Annotated in this window: 20 protein-coding genes; 16 read left to right on the forward strand and 4 right to left on the reverse strand. The window is 33.6% G+C overall.

The features are described from left to right. Positions 1-5 precede the first annotated feature (5 nt). The 6 genes from EDD62_RS02340 to rplS all read left to right on the forward strand — a co-directional run bounded on the left by EDD62_RS02340 (position 6) and on the right by rplS (position 4,006). Positions 6-386 carry a sigma factor-like helix-turn-helix DNA-binding protein gene (locus tag EDD62_RS02340; RefSeq protein ID WP_170152752.1) on the forward strand — a complete coding sequence of 127 codons (381 nt, stop codon included), beginning with the start codon at positions 6-8 and terminating at the stop codon, positions 384-386. 75 nt (positions 387-461) lie between these two features. Continuing rightward, on the forward strand, positions 462-1,820 hold the full coding sequence (gene ffh, locus EDD62_RS02345; protein ID WP_123807387.1) for a signal recognition particle protein: 1,359 nt from the start codon (positions 462-464) through the stop codon (positions 1,818-1,820). Positions 1,821-1,924: 104 nt separating this feature from the next. Beyond that, on the forward strand, positions 1,925-2,203 hold the full coding sequence (gene rpsP / locus EDD62_RS02350; protein ID WP_077140404.1) for a 30S ribosomal protein S16: 279 nt from the start codon (positions 1,925-1,927) through the stop codon (positions 2,201-2,203). Between the two features lie 135 nt (positions 2,204-2,338). Beyond that, complete coding sequence (gene rimM, locus EDD62_RS02355; RefSeq protein WP_123807388.1) at positions 2,339-2,839, forward strand: ribosome maturation factor RimM; 501 nt, start codon at positions 2,339-2,341, stop codon at positions 2,837-2,839. After that, complete coding sequence (gene trmD / locus EDD62_RS02360) at positions 2,836-3,501, forward strand: tRNA (guanosine(37)-N1)-methyltransferase TrmD (protein ID WP_123807389.1); 666 nt, start codon at positions 2,836-2,838, stop codon at positions 3,499-3,501. The genes rimM and trmD overlap by 4 nt, the downstream gene beginning before the upstream one ends. Positions 3,502-3,655: 154 nt before the next feature. Beyond that, on the forward strand, positions 3,656-4,006 hold the full coding sequence (gene rplS / locus EDD62_RS02365; protein ID WP_077141147.1) for a 50S ribosomal protein L19: 351 nt from the start codon (positions 3,656-3,658) through the stop codon (positions 4,004-4,006). Positions 4,007-4,146: 140 nt separating this feature from the next. On the opposite strand, the gene EDD62_RS02370 is transcribed toward rplS, so the two are convergent. From EDD62_RS02370 to EDD62_RS02385, 4 genes are read right to left on the reverse strand one after another with little or no spacing between them, the layout of a single operon-like run. After that, the gene (locus tag EDD62_RS02370) at positions 4,147-6,828 is read right to left on the reverse strand and encodes a YfhO family protein (protein WP_077140401.1); all 2,682 of its coding nucleotides are present in this window, start codon (positions 6,826-6,828) and stop codon (positions 4,147-4,149) included. Then, positions 6,821-9,550, reverse strand: a complete 2,730-nt coding sequence (locus EDD62_RS02375) for a YfhO family protein (RefSeq protein ID WP_249037316.1) — start codon at positions 9,548-9,550, stop codon at positions 6,821-6,823. Before EDD62_RS02375 ends, EDD62_RS02370 begins: the two co-directional genes overlap by 8 nt. A gap of 16 nt (positions 9,551-9,566) precedes the next feature. Continuing rightward, complete coding sequence (locus tag EDD62_RS02380) at positions 9,567-9,938, reverse strand: GtrA family protein (RefSeq protein ID WP_249037317.1); 372 nt, start codon at positions 9,936-9,938, stop codon at positions 9,567-9,569. After that, positions 9,931-10,851 (reverse strand): glycosyltransferase family 2 protein, encoded by a 921-nt coding sequence (locus EDD62_RS02385; protein ID WP_123807390.1) that lies wholly within the window; start codon positions 10,849-10,851, stop codon positions 9,931-9,933. The genes EDD62_RS02380 and EDD62_RS02385 overlap by 8 nt, the downstream gene beginning before the upstream one ends. Before the next feature lie 122 nt (positions 10,852-10,973). On the opposite strand from EDD62_RS02385, the gene ylqF reads away from it, so the two are divergent. From ylqF to rpsB, 10 genes are all read left to right on the forward strand, one after another. Continuing rightward, positions 10,974-11,840: a ribosome biogenesis GTPase YlqF gene (ylqF, locus tag EDD62_RS02390; protein ID WP_123807391.1), complete on the forward strand. Its 867-nt coding sequence runs from the start codon at positions 10,974-10,976 to the stop codon at positions 11,838-11,840. Then, the gene (locus tag EDD62_RS02395; protein ID WP_123807392.1) at positions 11,840-12,601 is read left to right on the forward strand and encodes a ribonuclease HII; all 762 of its coding nucleotides are present in this window, start codon (positions 11,840-11,842) and stop codon (positions 12,599-12,601) included. The genes ylqF and EDD62_RS02395 overlap by 1 nt, the downstream gene beginning before the upstream one ends. A 147-nt stretch (positions 12,602-12,748) precedes the next feature. Beyond that, a complete protein-coding gene (gene sucC, locus EDD62_RS02400) occupies positions 12,749-13,912 on the forward strand; it encodes an ADP-forming succinate--CoA ligase subunit beta (RefSeq protein WP_123807393.1) in 1,164 nt (387 codons plus the stop codon). 16 nt (positions 13,913-13,928) lie between these two features. Further along, positions 13,929-14,837: a succinate--CoA ligase subunit alpha gene (gene sucD, locus EDD62_RS02405; RefSeq protein WP_123807394.1), complete on the forward strand. Its 909-nt coding sequence runs from the start codon at positions 13,929-13,931 to the stop codon at positions 14,835-14,837. A 410-nt stretch (positions 14,838-15,247) separates the two neighbouring features. Further along, the gene (dprA, locus tag EDD62_RS02410) at positions 15,248-16,129 is read left to right on the forward strand and encodes a DNA-processing protein DprA (protein WP_123807395.1); all 882 of its coding nucleotides are present in this window, start codon (positions 15,248-15,250) and stop codon (positions 16,127-16,129) included. A 128-nt stretch (positions 16,130-16,257) separates the two neighbouring features. Next, a complete protein-coding gene (topA, locus tag EDD62_RS02415) occupies positions 16,258-18,324 on the forward strand; it encodes a type I DNA topoisomerase (protein WP_123807396.1) in 2,067 nt (688 codons plus the stop codon). 75 nt (positions 18,325-18,399) lie between these two features. Next, complete coding sequence (gene trmFO / locus EDD62_RS02420) at positions 18,400-19,707, forward strand: FADH(2)-oxidizing methylenetetrahydrofolate--tRNA-(uracil(54)-C(5))-methyltransferase TrmFO (RefSeq protein ID WP_123807397.1); 1,308 nt, start codon at positions 18,400-18,402, stop codon at positions 19,705-19,707. A gap of 29 nt (positions 19,708-19,736) precedes the next feature. Then, positions 19,737-20,606: a tyrosine recombinase XerC gene (locus EDD62_RS02425; RefSeq protein ID WP_123807398.1), complete on the forward strand. Its 870-nt coding sequence runs from the start codon at positions 19,737-19,739 to the stop codon at positions 20,604-20,606. Positions 20,607-20,789: 183 nt separating this feature from the next. After that, complete coding sequence (gene codY / locus EDD62_RS02430) at positions 20,790-21,563, forward strand: GTP-sensing pleiotropic transcriptional regulator CodY (RefSeq protein WP_077140390.1); 774 nt, start codon at positions 20,790-20,792, stop codon at positions 21,561-21,563. 163 nt (positions 21,564-21,726) lie between these two features. After that, entirely contained in the window at positions 21,727-22,506 is a 780-nt protein-coding gene (gene rpsB, locus EDD62_RS02435; RefSeq protein WP_077140389.1) for a 30S ribosomal protein S2, read from the forward strand. Positions 22,507-22,568 lie beyond the last annotated feature (62 nt).

Here is a 22,568-nt window from a genome sequence, read left to right on the forward strand (position 1 = left end):
ATTACATGAGTCAATCTATTGAAGATATAATTTATATTAATGAACTCATCGATATGTACAATCCATTCTTAAGTGAAAAACAACAAAAATATTTAGACCTATATTATGCGAAAGATTATTCACTGACTGAAATTAGTGAACTATATCATATTAGTAAACAAGCAGTGTCTAATAACTTATCAAGAACAATTCAACAATTAGAGGAGTATGAACAGACTACGCAGTGGTTACAAAAAAAGTTGGATATACAAAAACAATTACACAGCATACAGCGTCAGATTGAAAAAATATATTCGGATTCAACAGAAAGTCATCACACTCTGAAAGAAAAAGACGAGTTGAAAGAATCTATAGATGATTTATTAAATATTGTAAATACGTTATAATATATGAATGAACTAAAACGAAATAATATATACACGTTGTAATAACAAATGTATATGATGATAGGGAGTGAGTGTATGGCATTTGAAGGATTAAGTGAACGCCTGCAATCAACGATTCAACAAATTAAAGGTAAAGGTAAAGTGACGGAAGCTGATATTAAAGCAATGATGCGTGAAGTACGCCTTGCATTATTAGAAGCGGATGTTAACTTTAAAGTAGTAAAACAATTTACTCAAACGGTTAAAGAAAGAGCACTTGGTGCGGATGTAATGGAATCATTAACACCAGGTCAACAAGTCATTAAGATTGTTCAAGAAGAATTAACTCATATTATGGGTGATGAACAAACAAAGATTAATATGAGTCAAAAGCCACCAACGGTTGTCATGATGGTTGGTTTGCAAGGTGCGGGTAAGACGACAACTGCAGGTAAATTAGCACTTAATATGCGTAAAAAACATAACAAAAAACCATTACTAATTGCAGGAGACATATATAGACCCGCTGCAATCAATCAACTCAAAACAGTTGGTAAGCAAATAGATATACCAGTATTTTCATTAGGAGATCAAGTTTCCCCAGTGGAAATTGCCAAACAAGGACTACAACATGCGAAAGAGGAACATTTGGATTTCGTTATTATCGATACAGCAGGTAGACTTCATATTGATGGAGATTTGATGGAAGAGCTATCTAACATTAAAGAATTAGTGAATCCAGATGAAATCATGCTTGTTGTCGATGCGATGACAGGTCAAGATGCCGTGAATGTCGCTGAAAGTTTTAATGATCAACTAGATATTACTGGTGTAACATTAACGAAGTTAGACGGTGATACGCGTGGTGGTGCTGCATTAAGTATTAGAGCAGTGACTGAGAAGCCGATTAAATTTATCGGGATGAGTGAGAAGATGGATGGTTTAGAGCCGTTCCATCCTGAACGAATGGCAAGTCGTATTCTCGGTATGGGAGATGTGATGAGTCTAATTGAGAAAGCTCAAGGTCAGATCGATGAAGACAAGGCGAAAGAGATGGAACAGCGTATGCGCAAAAACGAATTCTCTTTCAATGATTTTTTAACGAGTATGGATCAAATGCAAAATATGGGCGGCCTCGAAACAATTCTTGGAATGTTCCCAGGTGTGAATAAAAAAATGTTGAATAATGCGAACTTCGATGAGCGACAAATTGACTATTTCAAAGCGATTATCTTATCAATGACAGATGAAGAGCGAGACCAACCGGCAATTATTAACCCATCTCGAAAGAAGCGTATCGCTAAAGGTTCGGGTAGACCGTTATCTGAAGTGAATAAGTTATTGAAACAATTCAATGAAATGAAGAAGATGATGAAGCAATTCACAGGAAATAAAGGAAAAGGTAAGAAAGGCCGTAAAGGCAACCCATTCGCAGGGATGAACTTGCCATTTTAAAAGATTAAAATACGTTATTTAAATTGATGTCAACATTTTATATTGACGCCTTAAATTAATCTTGTTATAGTATATAAGTATTGAAAAAGAAGGAGTGAATAAATATGGCAGTTAAACTAAGATTAACTCGTATGGGTTCTAAGCGTAACCCTTATTACCGTATCGTAGCAGCTGATGCTCGTGCACCTCGTGATGGTCGTATCATCGAACAAATCGGTGACTACAACCCAGTGGCTAAAGGTACAGCTGAAGAAGTTCGTATCGACGAAGCATTAGCACTTAAATGGTTAGGCGATGGTGCTCAACCGACAGATACAGTTCGTGATATCTTATCTAAACAAGGTATTATGAAGAAATTCCATGAATCTAAACAAAGTAAGTAATTATTTTGTATAGTGAATAAACCACATTCATTCAGTTGGATGTGGTTTAATTTTTTGACCACACAATGTATAATTTATATAAATTAAACCTTAATCATGCGAGAGTATAATATAGTATAAAAGAAGAGGTGTTCTATGATAAAAATCGGCAGAATTGCAAATACCCATGGTATCAAAGGGGAAGTGAAGATTCAGTCAAACTCTGACTTTCTAGAAGAACGTCTGCAAGTTGGCAAAGTCATTCAAGTTAAATATGATGGACAGTTGGTCGAATTGACGATTGCAACGGTAAGAGTGCATAAAGAAATGTATATGTTAACATTTGAAGGAAAAAATAATATAAATGATGTTGAACAATACAAGCAATGTGATGTGTATGCTGACGCACTAGAAGTTGTCGAATCACTTGAAGAGGGTGAGTTTTTATATTCTCAAATCATCGGGTGTGAAGTATTTGATTATGGTGAGTCTATTGGTGAGGTGAGCCAGATTATTGAAACAGGTGCGAATGATGTCTGGGTAGTTAAACATAAAGAAAAAGAATATTACATTCCATATATTGATGATGTTGTTAAGTCTGTTAATGTCGATGAGCAAAAGATTATTATTGAATCATTGGAAGGGATGATTGAATGATTATTACATATTTAACATTGTTCCCTGAGATGTTTGATGGTGTGATCAATTCATCGATTATGAAACGTTCCCAGTCTCATAATGTCACATTTAATTGTGTTAACTTTAGAGATTATAGTGGAAATAAACATCAACAAGTAGATGATTATCCATACGGTGGTGGCCAAGGTATGGTGTTAAAAGTTGAACCGATTTATAATGCTTTACAATCGTTACCACCGAATGAGAATCGTCGGGTTATATTACTATGTCCTCAAGGAAAGCCGTTCACTCAAAGAGATGCAAAATCATTTAGTGAATGTGAAGATATTGTCTTCATATGTGGTCATTATGAAGGGTATGATGAGCGAATTAGAGAGCATTTAGTTACTGATGAATATTCAATCGGGGATTATGTACTGACAGGGGGAGAACTTCCAGCAATGGTCATGACGGATGCGATCGTTAGATTGGTACCAGACGTATTAGGTAATGAATTAAGTCATCAACAGGACTCTTTTAGTGATGGTCGATTAGAACATGCGCAATATACTAGACCTAGAGAGTTTAATGGATGGTCTGTTCCAGATGTATTATTGAGTGGAGATCATGCGAAAATTGAAGCCTATAGACAACAAGATAGTTATGCTAGAACTGAAGCAAGAAGACCCGATTTGTTATAATATTTGAGTTTATTAAAATATATTTCATCAACATAAAAAGTTGACCTTAAACATTGTTTATGGTAATATATATCAAGTGTGAAAGCACAGATTACCAATAATCCACTGACACAATGATGATCAAGATTATTGAAGAAATAGGAGAGATAGTATGATTAATCAATTAATCCAAGACATTACGAAAGAGCAACTACGCGATGATATTCCTGAATTCCGCGCTGGTGATACTTTACGTGTTCACGTACGTATCGTCGAAGGTGATCGTGAACGTATTCAGGTATTTGAAGGTGTAGTCATTAAGCGTCGTGGTGGCGGTATTTCTGAAACATTTACAGTTCGTAAGATTTCTTACGGTGTAGGTGTTGAACGTACATTCCCAGTGCATACACCGAAAATCGACAAGATTGAAGTAATGCGTCAAGGTAAGGTACGTCGTGCTAAACTTTACTACTTACGTGAGTTACGTGGTAAAGCTGCGCGTATCCAAGAACGTCGTCGCACATAATAGTAAAAGGAAAAGCCTTACAATACAAGGCTTTTCCTTTTTTTATTTTATATACATTTATTTAAGCCCATTCTTTTTGAATGGGCTTAAATAACAAATTTATCGTTTTGATCACCTGAGACGTTATGATGTTTAGATCTTTATTGACGTTTCTTGTTTTTGAACTTTCTAAATAGATTTTGTTCATTTCTATGTTTTATTTTATTTTTATTAATTAATAATAAGTATCCAATAAATCCAATTATCCCTAAAATGGTTCCGATGATTCCAATGATCCAATACGGTGGTTTGTAAGTGATTATAATCTCTTTTGAATCATTGTCAATCGGGATAGCAATCGCTGAGTGGTAGTTTGCATCAATAATTTTTTTTGTTTCTCCATCGACTTTTGCTTTCATTCCATCGCGATAAGGTAATGGCATGACTGCATATTTGCCTTTAGGGTTGTTTAGATTGATTGTTATGTTTCGACTGTTTAAGTTTACTTTATGATCTTCAGATTTTGATATCGCTTGATCTAATTGTCTATAATCTTCACCATGAATCCCTTTTACTTTGAAATGATATTTCCCTGCTTTCATTCGAATTGATATTTGATCATTTGCTTTTGCAGAGATGACACGATCTCCTAACTCTCTTCGATAATCATCATTTAAAGGTTTTCTAGTTTCATAGTTTTCATTGACCCAATAATGATGATAATTTGTTTCATTATCAGTCAGTTTACCATAGAATGTAACATACATATCATCATATTTTTCCATCGTACCTTTCGGTAAATTTAATATGATACCACCATCATCTTTTGTTACATGGAGTAAACCTTCTTCAGTCATCTTAGAATTGTTATATTGTAATGTGGCTGAACTTAATAAGTTCTGATTAAGTGAATTGAAAGGCTCTCCTTGTTCACTTGCTACAATTCCATTAAGCATTGCATGCTCCTTATCAAGTGCAAATTGTAAACTATCTTTTGAATAAATATTATCTGTTGTTCTAACATAAGGTAATAACTTTGTATTCTTAACGGGGTTAAGGGGTTCATTCGTATTTATATTGTTAGGAATGACAGATTTATCAAGTTCAAAATGTGTTGGGAATTTATCTCCTTTTTCAACAGAATAAGCTACATTCATTAATGAATAAAGGTTTGTACGATTTGCTAGCCCATAGTATATACTGTGGCTGTTTGTTCCCATAGAAACCATCAATTCATCATAAAATCTCAAAATATCTTTATGGAAGATACTAGAATATAAGCTTATTCCATTAAAATGCTGATACATTGGTGTGTTATGCGTTAAATAAGTCAGCCAATTAATACGTTCATGTGGCTTAATATTATCTTTAATATTTTCTATTATTTTATTTTGATAGTCACTATTATATTTTTCGCTTTGGATATGTGCGATATTGCGTTCTTCGACTGGATGTAAAGATTTAATTTGAATCTGATAATAACCGTATATCATGACAATACTAGAGATAATCGTAATGTATGAATACCATTTTAAATGGATATGTTCATTTTTAATGATAAATAGACCAAGAATAAAGAGCATTGGAATTGAAATGGTCCAAATTAATATCTTGTCATGTTCGATAAATGCAATAGGGTATATGATGAATACAGGAATCATTGAATGGATGAATTGGCTTAAATTTAATTCTCTCATTCGATATATCCATTGTGCTATCAAACCTGCTGCAAAGAATGCAAGGATATATACCCAACGTCTCTGTACAGCAGAAAACCCATTAAAGAAACTATCGGTATATTCACTAAGTGATAAGACTAAAAATAAAATAGTAAAGATCGCAAACATTTTGTAAGCGAAATGGCGATATAATTTGAAACTAAATAAAGCAGGTATCACTAAGAAAAATAGAATTAAATAATGACCATCGTAAAAAATATTATAATGGACCATTAAAGGCACTAATAATTTCAATTCAACATCGACATCACCACGACCATTATCAAGAAATGAAGTCACACCAGCAAGGAATCCCATCGATGATATAAATAGGCCGATGATAGCTCCGATTACACTTTGAATGAAATATTGACCTCTCGATGCAATATCGTCTTTATATTTAAATATTAATCTAAATAAGAAATAAAGCAATACGATGACAAATTCATAATAGGCAAAATAAAAATTATTAAACAATGTTGCTGCAATTGCAATGATAAAAAGCCCAGGTTTCTTATATCGTAGAATTCTTTCTAATCCGAGTAGTGTCAATGGTAAATAAATCATGACGTCACTAAAAAATGACCATGTAAATGTAAATAAGAAATAAACACTTGAAAACCCATACAAAATACTGAATACGTAAGCGATATGATTTTTATTCGTCCATAGTTTGGCATAATGATAGGTGATAAAGAAAATAATTGTTAATTTAATGACTGAAATAAACCATGCATTATATAACCAAAATTCTGGACGATCTACGGGTAGAGGCAAAAAGATATCTAAAATAAACACAATGATACAATTTAAATAAAATATTAAATTCGTTGAATAGTAGTAGGCTAGATCTGAAAAATAATCTCCACCAATTCCAAAGTCTTGAGCGTAAAACATCGAAAAGTTTGAGAATTTTTCATATAAAAAGAGTTGGAATGGAATCATTTGACTGATTCCATCACCTTTACCTGTAAAGAGTGTTCCGTGTACGAACAATTCATAACCATAATAGCTATGGCAAATTACAGAGAACAAAAAGAGTACTATATAAGGAGTTTTATATTTTAGTAAATGGTTAATAAATGACAACCATATGAATTGGATTTTATTTATAATGTTACCCATTGTTGAGTTCATCCTCCTTATTCAAAGTCCTTTTTGCTATTTTGTTTTTATTGATCCTCATCCAAAGGATAAATAAAATTGATGCAACGATTCCGATGAATGAAATCAATAATGTTAAATAAAAGTATGGTGGTTTAAATGAAATTTCAATTTTTTTGCTATTTTCATCGACCTTAACAGCTGTCATTAGATAATTGACTCGATGTGGCTCAACTGATTTACCATCTACTTTAACGTTCATACCATCACGATAAGCAAGCGGGAATACTGCATAACCTCCATTGTGATTGTCGATTGTAATTTCTTGATGATCTATAGAATCTTTATACGTATATTGGATATCATCTTTAAATTCAGTTAAAGCTTTATAATCTTCACCGTAAACACCTTGTAATTCAACGTTGTATTTACCAGGAGATAAACCTATTAATATATTTTCTTGCATAGGAATTCTATACATTAAGTTATCTTGATGCGTTCTATATTTACTCGTTTGGAACAATCGATCATTTGAATAACCGTTGACGTTAATTTGATATCTTGAAATGGGTTCAATTAACTCAACTTTCAGTTCAACATACAAGTCTTTATATTTTGACTGTATATCTTTTGGTACAGGGATGGTATAGCCGCCACTGCCTGCATGAATTTGAATCGTTCCGTCAGCATTTTGTTGTCCATTACTTATTTGTGGATTCAATTTGGTTAAAAGATTTTTTGCTGGGTCAATTTGTGAATTAGATTTGAGTTCATTTGACACTATACCTTGGATCATGGCATGTTCTCGATCAATCGGGGTCTTCAATTGATCTTCATTATAAATTTTATCCGTGACACGAACGAAAGGCATTTTATTTGTGTTCTCATACACTTTATATTTGTCATCTCCAAGAATTTCTTTAAAACCATATGGCACTTCACCTTCATTTGCACGTCTCATGACATAATTTACACCAAATAGAGCATGGAGATTTGCTCTAGATTGCAATCTAGAGTAGCGACTAATGCTTTCATGTTTTAAGTTAATTTTTAAGTCATTATAGTAGAAATCAATGATATGACCATCAAAGATAGATGAGTATAGACTAAATCCTTTAAAGTTTTGGTACATTGGCGTATTATCTTGCTCATCGACACGCCAATCTAATCGATCTTCATCACGCATTAAGTTAGAAACTTGATCTACATAATGTTGTTGGAGTTCAGAATTATATTGGTTAGTATCTAAATAATATAAGTGTCCACGATCTGTGATACCTGGATGGAATATTTGATAATTCGTATGGACAGCACTTGTCATTAACGTAAGAATAGCGATGAATACAATGTAAATTTTCGTTAAATAATTTGGCCACGGTGATATACCATATTGATCTTTATTTCTAATGATGATAATAAGAGCACCAATCACCATAATCACAGGCACAACGTATAACCATACGATATTTCGATCTGGATGCGACATGGAGTAAAAAACTTTACTTAGTGACAATAATATAATAGGTGGTACAAGTGTCATTAAATATGTTTTTAAGTTGATTGATTTGAACAAAGTTACATAGTAACCAATCAGCATACTCGATGTAAATGTAAGAATATAATGCCAACGTTTTTGTGGTGCAGAAAATCCATTGAATACTTTATCAGTCCACGGAATTATACTCAGTAACATTAATACGATGGTAAATGATGCAAAGAGTCTAAAATAATAATTTTTATATAATTTAAACGTAAATATTGCTTGGATTGCTATAAATAATACAACGACTAAATAATTATCATAAAAGATATTAGCGTTTTCATCAAACGGGGAGAATAGAGGCATTTCCTCTTTATATTCTTCTCGTTCATTACCAAGAAATCCTCGAGCACTATGGAAAAATGCAACGCATGATATCGCAACTCCGATGATTATTGAGATAAAACTATATATAAACTTTTGAATTCTGTTCAATGAATCTTCTTTGTAAATATAAATAAATCTAAATAAGAAATATATTGCACCAATTAATGTTTGATAATACGCAAAATAGAAGTTGTTAATAAATGATATTGCAACAGCGATTATTAAAATTGTAGGCTTTTTTTCTCGGCATAACTTTTCAATCCCTAAAATAAGTAATGGAAGCCAAATGAATACATCACTAAAAAAGCTCCAGAACACAGTGAATCGAAAGTATATCGGTGAACAAACAAATAAAAATCCACCTAAAAAACTTGCAAATCTATTAATATGTATATATCGTGCAAGCTTATACGTGACGAGTATTGCGGCAGCTGATTTAACGATTGAAATAAAGTAAGCATTATAAACCCAAAAATTAAGTTCAGTAGGATCGACAATCGATAATAGATGGAGAATCTTTACAACGATAACATTAAATAAAAAAACAATACTTGTTGAATAATAATATCCTAAATCGGTGTAAAAATCGCCTCCGAGACCAAAATCTGTTGCATAGAAAAAATGACCATTCGAAAACTTTTCATATAAAAAAAGTTGAATTGGTAACATCTGTTCTAATCCATCATTTGGACCTGTGAAAATAATTTTTTCTTGAAGTGTTTCTCCAGTCAGTACACGATATAAAACATAACTATGAGAAATCGTCGCAAGGACTAATGCGACAATACTATATATAATATATTGAAGGTAATGTGTTTTAATGTGAATAATACAGTTGTTCATCATTTCTAATAAATGTGTTTTATACTGATTCATAATTGTAACCTCGCTATTATTTATATTTATCCGTAAGTATCCATTTCGTAATAATGTATGTAAAAGGTACGGTAATAATCAATGCGGGTAGGGGCGCTATCTTGGAATCAACAGTGAAATATTCAACAAGGAAATAGAGCAACAGCGTTTGCATCCCCATATTAAACACTTGGGTCAGTGGAAACTTAAATAATTTTCCCCAGGTTGGTTTAACTTTGTATACTACATAACAATTCATAAAAAATGAAAATATAAAAGCAACTAAGAAGCCTAAAATATGACTTGCAAGATAAGGTAAAAACAAATTTAAAAGTAAATACACACTATAGTAAACTAACGTATTTAATAAGCCAATGACTAAAAAACGAGTGAATGGCGTATTAATCATTATCATCACTCGATTCTTGAATGATATAATGCGGTCTTTTTTTTGTTTCATAATAAATTCGACCAATATATTCTCCGATCACACCAAGGCAAAATAACTGAATACCACCTAATAACAAAATACTAGCTAATAAAGTAAAATAACCTGGTGTATCAATGCCATGAATTAAAGTTTGTATTAAAGCGATGATTATATAAATAATGGATAAACACATAATAAAACTACCGAGATAGAAACAAATTCTAAGTGGTTTATTATTATATGAAGCAATACCATCGATAGCATAATCAATTAATTTAAATAATGAAAAGCTACTTTGACCTTCGTTTCGTTCAACATTACGCATTGGTATGGATTTTTTTCGATAACCCACCCATTCAAATATCCCTTTTGAAAAACGATTATACTCACTTAAAGAAATAATTGATTTGACGACTGGTTTACTTATGAGCCTGAAATCACCTTCACCATCGGTCAAGTTGATATCACCAGTAACGTTCATTAAATAATAAAATAATTTAGTTGGGATAGATCGGATAATACTTTCTCCTTGACGATCTCTTTTGGCAACGACTTGATCATAGCCTTTGTGATAAAATTCTATCATCTCATGAATCATTTCGACAGGGTGTTGTAAATCAGCATCCATTATGATACAGACATCACCTTGAACTGCTTTTAAGCCAGCTAACATCGCTGCTTCTTTACCAAAATTTTTTGAGAATGAATAGTAACGACATATTGGATTGTCTTGACACAATGCTTTAAGTGTATCTAAAGATTGATCTTTTGAACCATCGTTAATAAAGATAATATCTAATTCATAATTCGATAAGTTATCTTTTAATTGGTTATATAATGGTTTTAAGTTTTTGCTTTCATTAAACACTGGTATGACAATTGAAATAAGCATAGTGACTCCTTATATGTTGAATAATGCATGAATTTAGTTATACATTGGAATTATACTTTACAATACATATGATAACAAATAGATGATACAATAATATCATTATTAAATTGAGGTGAGTTTAAATGGTCATTCAATGGTTCCCTGGACATATGGCGAAAGCGCGTCGTGAAGTGAGTGAACAGTTAAAAAAAGTTGATGTTGTCTTTGAGATTGTTGATGCTAGAATTCCAGAATCTTCAAGAAACCCGATGATGGAAGATATTATAAAACATAAACCAAAAGTATTAATTTTAAATAAAAGTGATTTAGCGGAGCGAGACAAAACGAAACAATGGATTCGTCATTATGAATCACAAGGTATTATCGCAATAGAAATCGATTCCATCCATTCACAAATTACATCAGCCATTGAGCAAGCTGCTAAACGTGCAACTACAAATATTTTCGAACGAAATGAAAAAAAAGGAATACATAAAGAAACGATTAGAGCATTGATTTTAGGAATCCCGAATGTGGGCAAATCGACTGTCATTAACACATTAGCAAAAAAAGGTGCAGCGAAAACAGGAAATAAACCAGGTGTGACAAAAGCTCAACAATGGATTAATGTTGGGAAATCACTTCAATTATTAGATACACCGGGGATATTATGGCCAAAATTTGAACGTGAAGACATTGGTTTGAAGCTAAGTTTAACGGGTGCGATAAAAGATGATATCATTCACTTAGATGAAGTCGCAATATTTGCTTTGAATTATTTAATTGAACATAAATATGAAACGTTATGTGAACATTATAAAATAGATTTTGATCGTGACGGCGAAGTGATTGATTATTTTGATCAGATTGGTATTAAGCGCGGGATGAAGATGAAAGGTAACGAGATTAATTATGAACTTGTCATTGAAACGATTATTCGTGATGTAAGGAACAAAAAATTCGGACCAATAACTTTAGAATTGCCAAATGATGAATTGAGTGACAATTAATGAGGTTAGCTGATTTAAAGGAACAGTTAAGTACAATGTCTAAGGATGAAATAGTCAACAGTGAATTTATAGAAGATCGTCGAGTTGGTGCTCAAAAACTGATCAAAAAACGGCTGAAGCAAATAGAGCAATTCGAACGATTGCGTGAAGCATTTGAAGAAAAAGTACAATTCGACAACCACTATATTAAACATAACAATCGAAGTATTGTTGGTATTGATGAGGTTGGACGTGGACCAATTGCAGGACCTGTTGTTACATGTGCAGTTGTCATTTCGCCACATGAATCTTTAATAGAGGTGAGGGACTCTAAACAACTCAGTACAAATAAGCTTTTAGAATTAAATCAATTGATTAAAGAACATTCTACAAGTTATGCGTATGGCGTCGTTTCTAATGATTTAATTGATGAGATGAATATTTATGAAGCGTCAAGGTATGCTATGAAGATTGCTTTAGAGCAAATAGATACGACAGTTGATATTGCATTAATAGACGCTATGACATTAGAACATCCTATTGAACAATATTCAATTACTAAAGGAGACGACAAGAGTTTTGTCATTGGTTGTGCATCAATTCTTGCAAAAGTACATCGTGATGAATTGATGAAAGAATATGATGAAAAATATCCTGGTTATGGTTTTAGTCAACATGTAGGCTACCCGACGAAGTATCATATTGAACAAGTGAATGCTCTCGGGATCTCACCGATTCATCGTAAATCATTTCAACCGATTAAAGGGTTGATTGAAGGATAATTTGGAAAGCGATTACAAATATAGCCTATAAAAGCGCTTTAAATCCCTAAATGATAGTGAAAACAACGCCTATTTAGTTTACATCTATGCACATCTTTTTTATAATTATAATGCAACAGAAATTAATTCGATTTAGGAGGATGATTCATGAATATCCATGAGTATCAAGGTAAAGAGATTTTTCGTTCCATGGGTGTTGCGGTACCGAACGGTAAAGTAGCATTCACTGCTGATGAAGCTGTTGAAGCAGCGAAATCATTAGACTCAGAAGTATACGTAGTTAAAGCACAAATCCATGCAGGTGGTCGCGGTAAAGCTGGCGGCGTTAAAATTGCTAAGTCACTTGATGAAGTGAAAGCATATGCTGAAGAATTACTAGGAAAAGTTTTGGTAACACACCAAACAGGTCCTGAAGGTAAAGAAGTTAAGCGACTTTACATTGAAGAAGGATGCGACATTCAAAATGAATACTACTTAAGTTTTGTTGTTGACCGTGCAACAGACCGTGTCGTATTGATGGGTTCTGAAGAAGGTGGAACTGAGATTGAAGAAGTTGCTGAGAAAACTCCTGAAAAAATCTTTAAAGAAGTCATCGATCCAACAACAGGATTAATGCCTTTCCAAGCACGTCGTTTGGCATTTAACATTAATATTCCTAAAGAATCAATTAATAAAGCGGCAAAATTAATGATGTCATTATACGAAGTCTTCATTGAGAAAGATTGTTCAATCGTTGAAATTAACCCATTAGTTACAACAGGTGACGGTAATGTATTAGCACTTGACTCAAAAATTAATTTCGATGATAATGCATTGTTTAAACATAAAGATGTCGTTGAATATCGTGATTTAGATGAAGAAGATCCAAAAGAAATCGAAGCATCTAAGTATGACTTATCGTATATTGCTTTAGACGGAAATATTGGTTGTATGGTTAACGGTGCAGGACTTGCCATGGCAACAATGGATACAATCAAGCACTTCGGTGGAGAACCAGCGAACTTCTTAGACGTAGGAGGCGGCGCAACAACTGAGAAAGTAACAGAAGCATTTAAGATCATATTAGGTGATGATGCGGTTAAAGGAATCTTCGTCAATATCTTCGGTGGTATTATGAAGTGTGACGTTATAGCAAATGGTGTTGTTGAAGCAGCGAAGCAAGTAGAATTAGATATTCCATTAGTTGTGCGTTTAGAAGGAACGAACGTTAAAGAAGGTAAAGAAATTTTACAAACTTCTGGGTTAGAAATTACTTCAGCAGATACAATGGCTGAAGGCGCTAACAAAATTGTAGAATTAGTAAAACAATAAGAGAGGGGCATGAAACGTGAGTGTATTTATCGATAAAAATACTAAAGTAATGGTTCAAGGTATTACAGGCGGAACAGCAACGTTCCATACGAAGCAAATGCTAGAATACGGTACAAAGATTGTTGCCGGTGTAACACCTGGTAAAAAAGGACAAGAAGTAGAAGGCATTCCAGTATTCAACACAGTTGAAGAAGCGAAAGAAGCAACAGGAGCAACGGTATCTGTCGTATATGTACCAGCACCATTTGCAGCAGATTCAATTGTTGAGGCAGTAGATGCTGAATTAGATTTAGTCATCTGTATCACTGAACATATTCCAGTGTTAGATATGGTGAAAGTGAAACGATATATGGAAGGTAAGAAGACACGTTTAGTAGGACCAAACTGCCCAGGTGTGATTACAGCGGACGAGTGTAAAATTGGAATTATGCCAGGATACATTCATAAGAAAGGTCACGTTGGCGTTGTGAGCCGTTCTGGTACGTTAACATATGAAGCAGTTCATCAATTAACACAAGCAGGTATTGGTCAAACAACTGCTGTCGGAATTGGTGGAGACCCAGTAAACGGAACAAACTTCATCGACGTATTAAAAGCATTCAATGAAGATCCTGAAACAGAAGCAGTAGTCATGATTGGTGAAATCGGAGGAACAGCTGAAGAAGAAGCGGCTGAATGGGTTAAAGCGAACATGACGAAGCCTGTTGTTGGATTTATCGGTGGTCAAACAGCACCTCCTGGTAAGCGTATGGGTCATGCTGGTGCGATTATTTCTGGTGGTAAAGGGACTGCTGAAGAGAAGATCAAGACGATGAATGATTGTGGTATTGAAACAGCACCAACACCATCTGAGATTGGTGAGACGTTGATTAATCGTATTAAGCAAGAAGATGGTTTATATGAGAAGTGTTTGACGGTTAAATAAGAATATAGTGTTGAGGAAGCCTAACCTACGTAATGCAGGTTAGGTTTTTTTGTTGTGTTAATATTTGGAATGAGTATGGTCACCAGAGTATTTGAGATTTACTCTGAATACGGAGTAGATTTTTGTCGGAATGAGCGTGGTAATCAAAGTATTTGCAATTTACTCTGTTTACAAGTAGTGCTCCATATCTGAGTAAAAATATATAACTATATAAATTGCAAAAATAATTTATTAATATAATAAATTACATACTATTAATTATATATGACTAAAATTAATTAATTAAAGTAAAATCTAGTAATTTGTTGCATTTTGTATTTTATATAACATAAACATTTACTGATATGTAATCGATTTGTAGTATTAACCATCTATAATATAGATACATTTATATTAATAGAGGTGAATCAATGCAGTTTGAATTATCTTTTGATTTGTTACAGTTACCGTTAAAGTTTAAACGATATTGTTATTCGATAGAATTAAAAGATCAAAATGATTTCATCCATATACTAAACGATGATGTAATCTGTAAAAAATTATTACTTAATTCTAATAGTCAAAGGCCAATATATAAAATTAAGGAACAATTTAAAGAGCTAATGGATATAGACTTAGTAGCTCATTATAAATCAATCGATATTACTCCTATATGTTATTATCATAAAACTTATCCAATAGATTTAAAAAATATTTATGATCCACCATTTATGCTTTATACAAAAGGAAAAGTTGAATATTTGCATGAATCTATAGCTAAGTTAGCAATTGTCGGAACGCGAAGTGTAACAGACATGAGTGAACAAATTGTAAAAAGAATTGTAGATGAATCATTAATGGAGAATTTTATTATAGTGTCTGGTCTTGCAAAAGGTATCGATTCAATTACACATGGTCATGTTGACGAGTTAAATGGCAAAACAATTGCTGTCATCGCTGGAGGGCATCAATATCATTATCCTAAATGTACAATGTCGATACGAAAACAATTAGAAAGTAATCATTTAGTTGTTAGTGAATATCCTCCAATGGTAGCACCTAAAAAGTGGATGTACCCGATGAGGAATAGGATTATTAGTGGTCTGTCCAGAGGTGTCGTAATAATACAAGCTAAAGAAAAAAGTGGTAGCCTAATTACTTTAGATTGTGCATTAGATCAAAATAGAGATGCATTTTGTGTTCCAGGTTCTATTTTAGATGAAACATTCAGTGGAAATAATTTGAAAATACAAGAGGGTGCATATCCTATACTTAGTGCTTCAGATATACTTTCTTATTATCATTTAGTCTAGTCCTCATATTTATTAATCTTTATTTTCCATCCAACCAGTTGACAAACGCCATACCATGCAATAATATTTACACTTGAACATAAGTACGTGCAGTGTATCAATGGTTTGTATGGAAAGGAGCATGCACTTTGGCTGATAATTTGGTTATTGTAGAATCGCCGGCGAAGGCGAAGACGATAGAGAAGTATCTTGGGAAGCGTTACAAAGTTGTGGCGTCGATGGGACATGTGAGAGATTTGCCTCGGAGTCAGATGGGTGTTGATTTTGAGAATGATTTTGAACCGAAGTATATTACGATTCGTGGTAAAGGTCCTTTAATTCAAGATTTGAAAAAAGAAGCGAAGAAGAGTAAGAAGATTTTCCTTGCGAGTGACCCGGATCGTGAGGGTGAGGCGATTGCGTGGCATTTGGCTTATGTGTTTAAAGATATGGATAAGCCGTTAAAGCGCGTGGTCTTTAATGAAATTACAAAGGATAAAGTGAAGGAAAGCTTTAAAGAATCTCGTGAAATCAACCAAGATTTAGTAGATGCTCAACAAGCACGTCGTATTTTAGATCGTGTCGTAGGATACAATATATCACCTGTGCTTTGGAAGAAAGTAAAGAAAGGTTTATCTGCAGGGCGTGTACAGTCTGTTGCACTTCGATTAATCATTGATCGAGAGAATGAGATTCGTAACTTTACTCCTGAAGAGTATTGGACGTTAGATGGGACGTTTAGATATAAGAAGTCAACGTTTAAAGCAAAGTTTCTTCATTATAAAGATAAACCGTATAAATTAAAGACGAAAGACGATGTTGACTTTATTAGACAAGCATTGTCTACAGATGATTATGTCGTACAAAATATTGTCAAGAAAGAAAAACAACGCAAACCTGCACTGCCATTTACAACGTCATCTCTGCAACAAGATGCCGCACGTAGTTTAAACTATAAAGCACGTAAAACGATGATGGTTGCTCAACAATTATATGAAGGAATTGATCTAAAAAAACACGGTGGTATTGTCGGTTTAATTAGTTATATGAGAACTGATTCAACACGATTAAGTGATGTAGCTGTTAATGAAGCTCGTAATTACATCAATGATGAATATGGTAAACAATACGTAGGTAATGTAAGGGAAAGTAAAAGTAGTAACGCTCAAGATGCACATGAAGCGATTCGTCCGACGAGTATTTTACGAACACCTGAACAAGTGAAATCATATTTATCTAAAGATCAATATAAATTGTATCGTTTGATATGGTTAAGAACCGTTGCGTCATTAATGTCTAATGCAATTTTTGATACTGTACGGATGGATGTCGTACAAGATGACGTGAAATTCCGTGCAAATGGTCAAACATTAAAGTTCGATGGATTCTTGAAGATTTATGAAGAATCTACTGATGATAAAGAGGAAGAACATCGTAAATTACCTATTATTGAAGAAGGAGAGATGGTTAAGAAACAATCTCTTGAAGAAGCACAACATTTCACTCAACCGCCACCTAGATATACAGAAGCTAGGCTCGTTAAGGAAATGGAAGAGCAAGGGATTGGTAGACCGTCTACCTATGCTCCGACACTCGATACGATTCAAAAGCGATATTATACAAAGCTTGATCAAAAGAAATTCCACCCTACAGAACTTGGTGAAATCGTTCATGAATCGGTTGCGCAATATTTCCCTGAAATCATAGATATTGGATTTACTGCTGAGATGGAGAAACAATTAGACCAAATTGCTGAAGGGAATGTGAAGTGGCAAGTTGTATTAAAAGATTTCTATGAAGAATTTAAGCAACATGTAGACAAAGCTGAGTTGGAAATGGAAAAAATCGAGATTAAAGACGAACCCGCAGGTGAAGATTGTGAAAAATGTGGTTCTGAAATGGTCATAAAAATGGGGCGCTATGGTAAGTTTATGGCATGTTCGAATTTTCCTGATTGTAGAAATACTAAACCAATCGTAAAAACTATCGGCGTCAAATGTCCAAAATGTCAAAAAGGTGAAGTCGTTGAAAGGAAATCAAAGAAAAATAGATTATTCTATGGATGTGATCAGTATCCAGATTGTGACTTTATTACATGGGATAAGCCAATAGGAAGAGACTGCCCTAAATGTAGTGAATACTTAGTTTTGAAAAAGAAAGGTAAAAAGTCACAAGTACAATGCGTTAATTGTGATTACAAAGAAGAACAAGATTAAAGATGAGTGTTTACTCATCTTTTTATTTATGGATTAATACGATTTAATTAAAGCGAATAGATAGGAGAGAATATAATGGTACAACATGTAAATGTTATAGGTGCGGGGCTCGCTGGAAGTGAAGCAGCATATCAATTAGCACAACGAGGTGTCAACGTTAGACTATATGAAATGCGTCCAAAAAAACAAACGAAAGCGCATCATACGGATAAGTTTGCTGAACTCGTTTGTTCGAATTCTTTAAGAGGAAATAGTTTGCAAAATGCAGTCGGTGTTCTAAAAGAAGAAATGAGACAGTTAGATTCATTAATTATTAAAGCGGCTGATGAAGCGCAAGTGCCAGCTGGTGGAGCTTTAGCTGTCGATCGTCATGACTTTAGCAGAATAGTAACGGAAACGATTCGAAATCATGAACGAATAGAAGTCGTAAATGATGAATATAGACAAATTGGTGATGAACCGACGATTATCGCGACTGGACCACTGACAAGTGATGCACTAAGTGATGAAATTAAAAAGCTGACAGGCGAAGAACATTTATATTTCTATGACGCTGCAGCACCAATCGTTGAACGTGATAGCATTAATATGGATATCGCTTATTTAAAGAGTCGTTATGATAAAGGTGAGGCAGCCTACCTAAATTGCCCGATGACGAAAGAGGAATTTGATCAATTTTATAATGCATTGATTGAAGCTGAGGTCGTACCCCTTAAAGAGTTCGAGAAAGAGATATACTTCGAAGGGTGCATGCCATTCGAAGAACTTGCACGAAGAGGTCCTAAAACATTGACATTTGGACCAATGAAGCCTGTTGGCTTGGAACATCCTGATACTGATAAAAGACCCTATGCAGTTGTTCAATTACGCCAAGATGATGCTGCGGGGACACTTTATAATATTGTTGGATTCCAAACGCACTTAAAATGGGGTGAGCAAAAGCGTATTTTACAAATGATACCTGGTCTTGAAAATGTAGATATCGTTAGATATGGTGTTATGCATAGAAACACGTTTATCAATTCACCAAATGCACTCAATCAATTTTATCAATTTAAATCTCACGAACACTTATTTGCTGCAGGTCAAATGACGGGCGTAGAAGGTTATGTTGAAAGCGCAGCGAGCGGCCTCATTGCTGGAATCAATATGGCGAAGAAAGTGAATGAAGAAAAGATGATTCAATTCCCTAGAGAAACTATGATTGGTGCGATGGCATATTATGTCACACATGCAGATCAAAAGAACTTTCAACCGATGAATGCAAACTTTGGGTTAGTGCCAAGCTTAGAAGAAAGAATAAAAAATAAACAAGAACGTTATGGTATATTAGCAAATAGAGCACTTGATTCACTTCAATCATTCATTAATACTGAACTTTAATATATTAAACATAAAATTGGGTGAAAACAATGGACCAACACATTGAGGAATTTTTGGATTATATTCAATATGAACGAGGGTATTCAATAGAGACTGTAAATGCATATACAAAAGATTTAATAGCTTTAGAACAGTTCATGACATCTGAACATTTAACATTAGATAGTATGAAATATGTAAATACTCGAGCGTTAATGAATGAATTGTACGATTCAAATTATAGTCGTTTAACGGTATCGCGGATGATATCATGCTATAGAAGTTTTTATAATTTTTTAATAAACCGATCGATATTAGATGATAATCCCTTTAATCAACTCGTACACCCAAAAAAGACTAAGAAGTTACCGACTTTTTTCTATGATGAAGAAATGGCTTCAATATTTAATTCGCTTGAACCGTCTCATCGATTCTATGAAAGAGATCTAGCGATTTTAGAAGTGATGTATGCGACTGGTCTTCGAGTGAGTGAGCTTACTTCATTAAAAATTGAAGATGTTCATTTAGATATCGGTTATATTAAGGTGACAGGTAAAGGGAATAAAGAACGAATAATTCCAATCGGAGAATATGCGATTGAAGCAATCAAGACATATATTGATGTTCGAAGCCATATAACAGAATCAATTTTATTTTTGAATTATAGGGGCGAACCACTTACACCAAGAGGACTTCGATATATTCTCAATAGAATTGTTGAGAGAGCTGTTGGGGTCTATGAAATTCACCCACATAAAATTAGGCATACATTTGCGACCCATTTGCTTAATCAAGGTGCAGACATGCGAACAGTACAAACATTACTAGGGCATGTCAATTTATCTACAACAGGCATATATACACATGTCACGAAAGAAAAATTAAAAGAAACGTATATGAAGTATCACCCTAGACAGTAATCATTTTATATTGAAATAAATTCAACTTTGTGACAAAAGAATTACAATTCATAAATTAAGTTATAAATTAAGTATAATTCTATGAAAATTTATCAGAATTGTATTACAATGTTGTTGGACAAGATTTGATTCAAAAAAATTTTTATACGAACATTTAAATGTTAATCATTGGGGGAATTTTAAATGAACTTATTAGGTAAAATTAGAGAAATTAGTGCTCGAATACAAAACAGTGATGAAACGACTGTAGATTTTAAGAAAATGAGTGATGATTTAAGTCGTGTTATGATTTCTAATGTCTTTATTGTAAGTCGTCGAGGAAAAATATTAGGTTATGGTGTAAATCAAAATATTGATAATGGCCGTATAACTGAAATGCTTGAAAATAGACAATTTCCTGAAGAGTATAATAATGGTTTACTTAATGCGAATAAAACTATTGAAAATATTCCATTTGATAATGAACTCACAGCATTTCCAACTGAGAGTGTTGAACTATTCAATGAATCTTCAACGTGTATTATACCAATTAAAGGTGGCGGAACTAGACTTGGTACATTAGTCATCGGTCGCGTCACACAAGATTTTAACGATGATGACTTAGTATTAGCAGAATACGCTGCAACAGTTGTCGGTATGGAAATTTTACGTGAAAAATCTAAGCTTGTTGAGAAATCTGCTCGTGATAAAGCGGCAATTCAAATGGCGATTAATTCGTTAAGTTATTCTGAAAAAGAAGCGATTGAACATATTTTTGAGGAGTTAGGTAGTACTGAGGGATTATTAGTTGCATCAAAAGTAGCAGATCGTGTTGGTATTACAAGATCGGTTATTGTCAATGCATTAAGAAAATTAGAAAGTGCGGGTGTCATTGAATCACGTTCATTAGGAATGAAAGGAACGTTCATTAAAGTTAAGAAAGAGGGCTTCTTAACTGCGTTAAATGAAGAACAATAATTTAATAAACGCTATTGAATTAAAAGAAATATTGTGATATATTAATTAAGGTTATGTGCCAATAGCCAAAAAATACACACATGATTATAGACCATTAAACAAAGGTGCCGAAAGGTCTTGTTTATATATAATTATGGAGGTAAAAACCAAGGAGGAAATAATTATGGCAGTTATATCAATGAAACAATTGTTAGAAGCAGGTGTTCATTTTGGACATCAAACACGTCGTTGGAACCCTAAAATGAAGAAGTATATCTTCACTGAGCGTAACGGAATTTATATTATTGACCTACAAAAAACAGTTAAAAAGGTTGATGAAGCATATAACTTCGTTAAACAAACAGCTGAAGAAGGCGGTAAAATTTTATTTGTTGGAACGAAGAAGCAAGCTCAAGAAGCAATTAAAGCTGAAGCAGAACGTTCTGGCCAACTTTTCGTTAATGAAAGATGGTTAGGTGGAATTCTAACAAACTATAAAACAATTTCTAAGCGTATTAAGCGTATCGATGAAATTGAAAAAATGGAAGCTGATGGAACATTTGAAGTACTTCCTAAAAAAGAAGTTGTAGAAATCAACAAAGAATACGATCGTTTAATGAAATTCTTAGGCGGTATTCGTGATATGAAAGAAATGCCAGCTGCATTATTTGTTGTAGACCCTCGTAAAGAGCGTAACGCAATTGCAGAAGCGAAAAAATTAAACATTCCTATTGTAGGAATTGTAGATACAAACTGTGATCCAGATGAAATCGATTACGTTATTCCTGCAAATGATGATGCAATTCGTGCCGTTAAATTATTAACTGGCGCAATGGCAGATGCAGTATTAGAAGCACAAAAAGGTGTTTCTGATCAAGAGATTGCAGCAGAGCAAAATATCGATTTAGATGAAGCGTCTGAAGAGGGTGCTGAGCAATCATCTGAAGAAAAAACAGAAGCGTAATAGTTATTATTAATATGAATACCGGTGATAAGATTTCTTATCACCTTTTTTAAAATAAACAT

This window comes from Abyssicoccus albus (assembly GCF_003815035.1).
Lineage (GTDB): Bacteria > Bacillota > Bacilli > Staphylococcales > Abyssicoccaceae > Abyssicoccus > Abyssicoccus albus.

Coding starts and splice junctions, on each gene's coding strand:
- ylqF (WP_123807391.1), top strand. CDS start 10,974: ATGGTCATTCAATGGTTCCCTGGACATATGGCGAAAGCGCGTCGTGAA.
- rpsP (WP_077140404.1), top strand. CDS start 1,925: ATGGCAGTTAAACTAAGATTAACTCGTATGGGTTCTAAGCGTAACCCT.
- trmFO (WP_123807397.1), top strand. CDS start 18,400: ATGGTACAACATGTAAATGTTATAGGTGCGGGGCTCGCTGGAAGTGAA.
- trmD (WP_123807389.1), top strand. CDS start 2,836: ATGATTATTACATATTTAACATTGTTCCCTGAGATGTTTGATGGTGTG.
- codY (WP_077140390.1), top strand. CDS start 20,790: ATGAACTTATTAGGTAAAATTAGAGAAATTAGTGCTCGAATACAAAAC.
- EDD62_RS02375 (WP_249037316.1), bottom strand. CDS start 9,550: ATGAATCAGTATAAAACACATTTATTAGAAATGATGAACAACTGTATT.
- dprA (WP_123807395.1), top strand. CDS start 15,248: ATGCAGTTTGAATTATCTTTTGATTTGTTACAGTTACCGTTAAAGTTT.
- EDD62_RS02425 (WP_123807398.1), top strand. CDS start 19,737: ATGGACCAACACATTGAGGAATTTTTGGATTATATTCAATATGAACGA.
- EDD62_RS02385 (WP_123807390.1), bottom strand. CDS start 10,851: ATGCTTATTTCAATTGTCATACCAGTGTTTAATGAAAGCAAAAACTTA.
- rpsB (WP_077140389.1), top strand. CDS start 21,727: ATGGCAGTTATATCAATGAAACAATTGTTAGAAGCAGGTGTTCATTTT.
- sucC (WP_123807393.1), top strand. CDS start 12,749: ATGAATATCCATGAGTATCAAGGTAAAGAGATTTTTCGTTCCATGGGT.
- EDD62_RS02370 (WP_077140401.1), bottom strand. CDS start 6,828: ATGGGTAACATTATAAATAAAATCCAATTCATATGGTTGTCATTTATT.
- EDD62_RS02380 (WP_249037317.1), bottom strand. CDS start 9,938: ATGATTAATACGCCATTCACTCGTTTTTTAGTCATTGGCTTATTAAAT.
- ffh (WP_123807387.1), top strand. CDS start 462: ATGGCATTTGAAGGATTAAGTGAACGCCTGCAATCAACGATTCAACAA.
- EDD62_RS02395 (WP_123807392.1), top strand. CDS start 11,840: ATGAGGTTAGCTGATTTAAAGGAACAGTTAAGTACAATGTCTAAGGAT.
- EDD62_RS02340 (WP_170152752.1), top strand. CDS start 6: ATGAGTCAATCTATTGAAGATATAATTTATATTAATGAACTCATCGAT.
- rimM (WP_123807388.1), top strand. CDS start 2,339: ATGATAAAAATCGGCAGAATTGCAAATACCCATGGTATCAAAGGGGAA.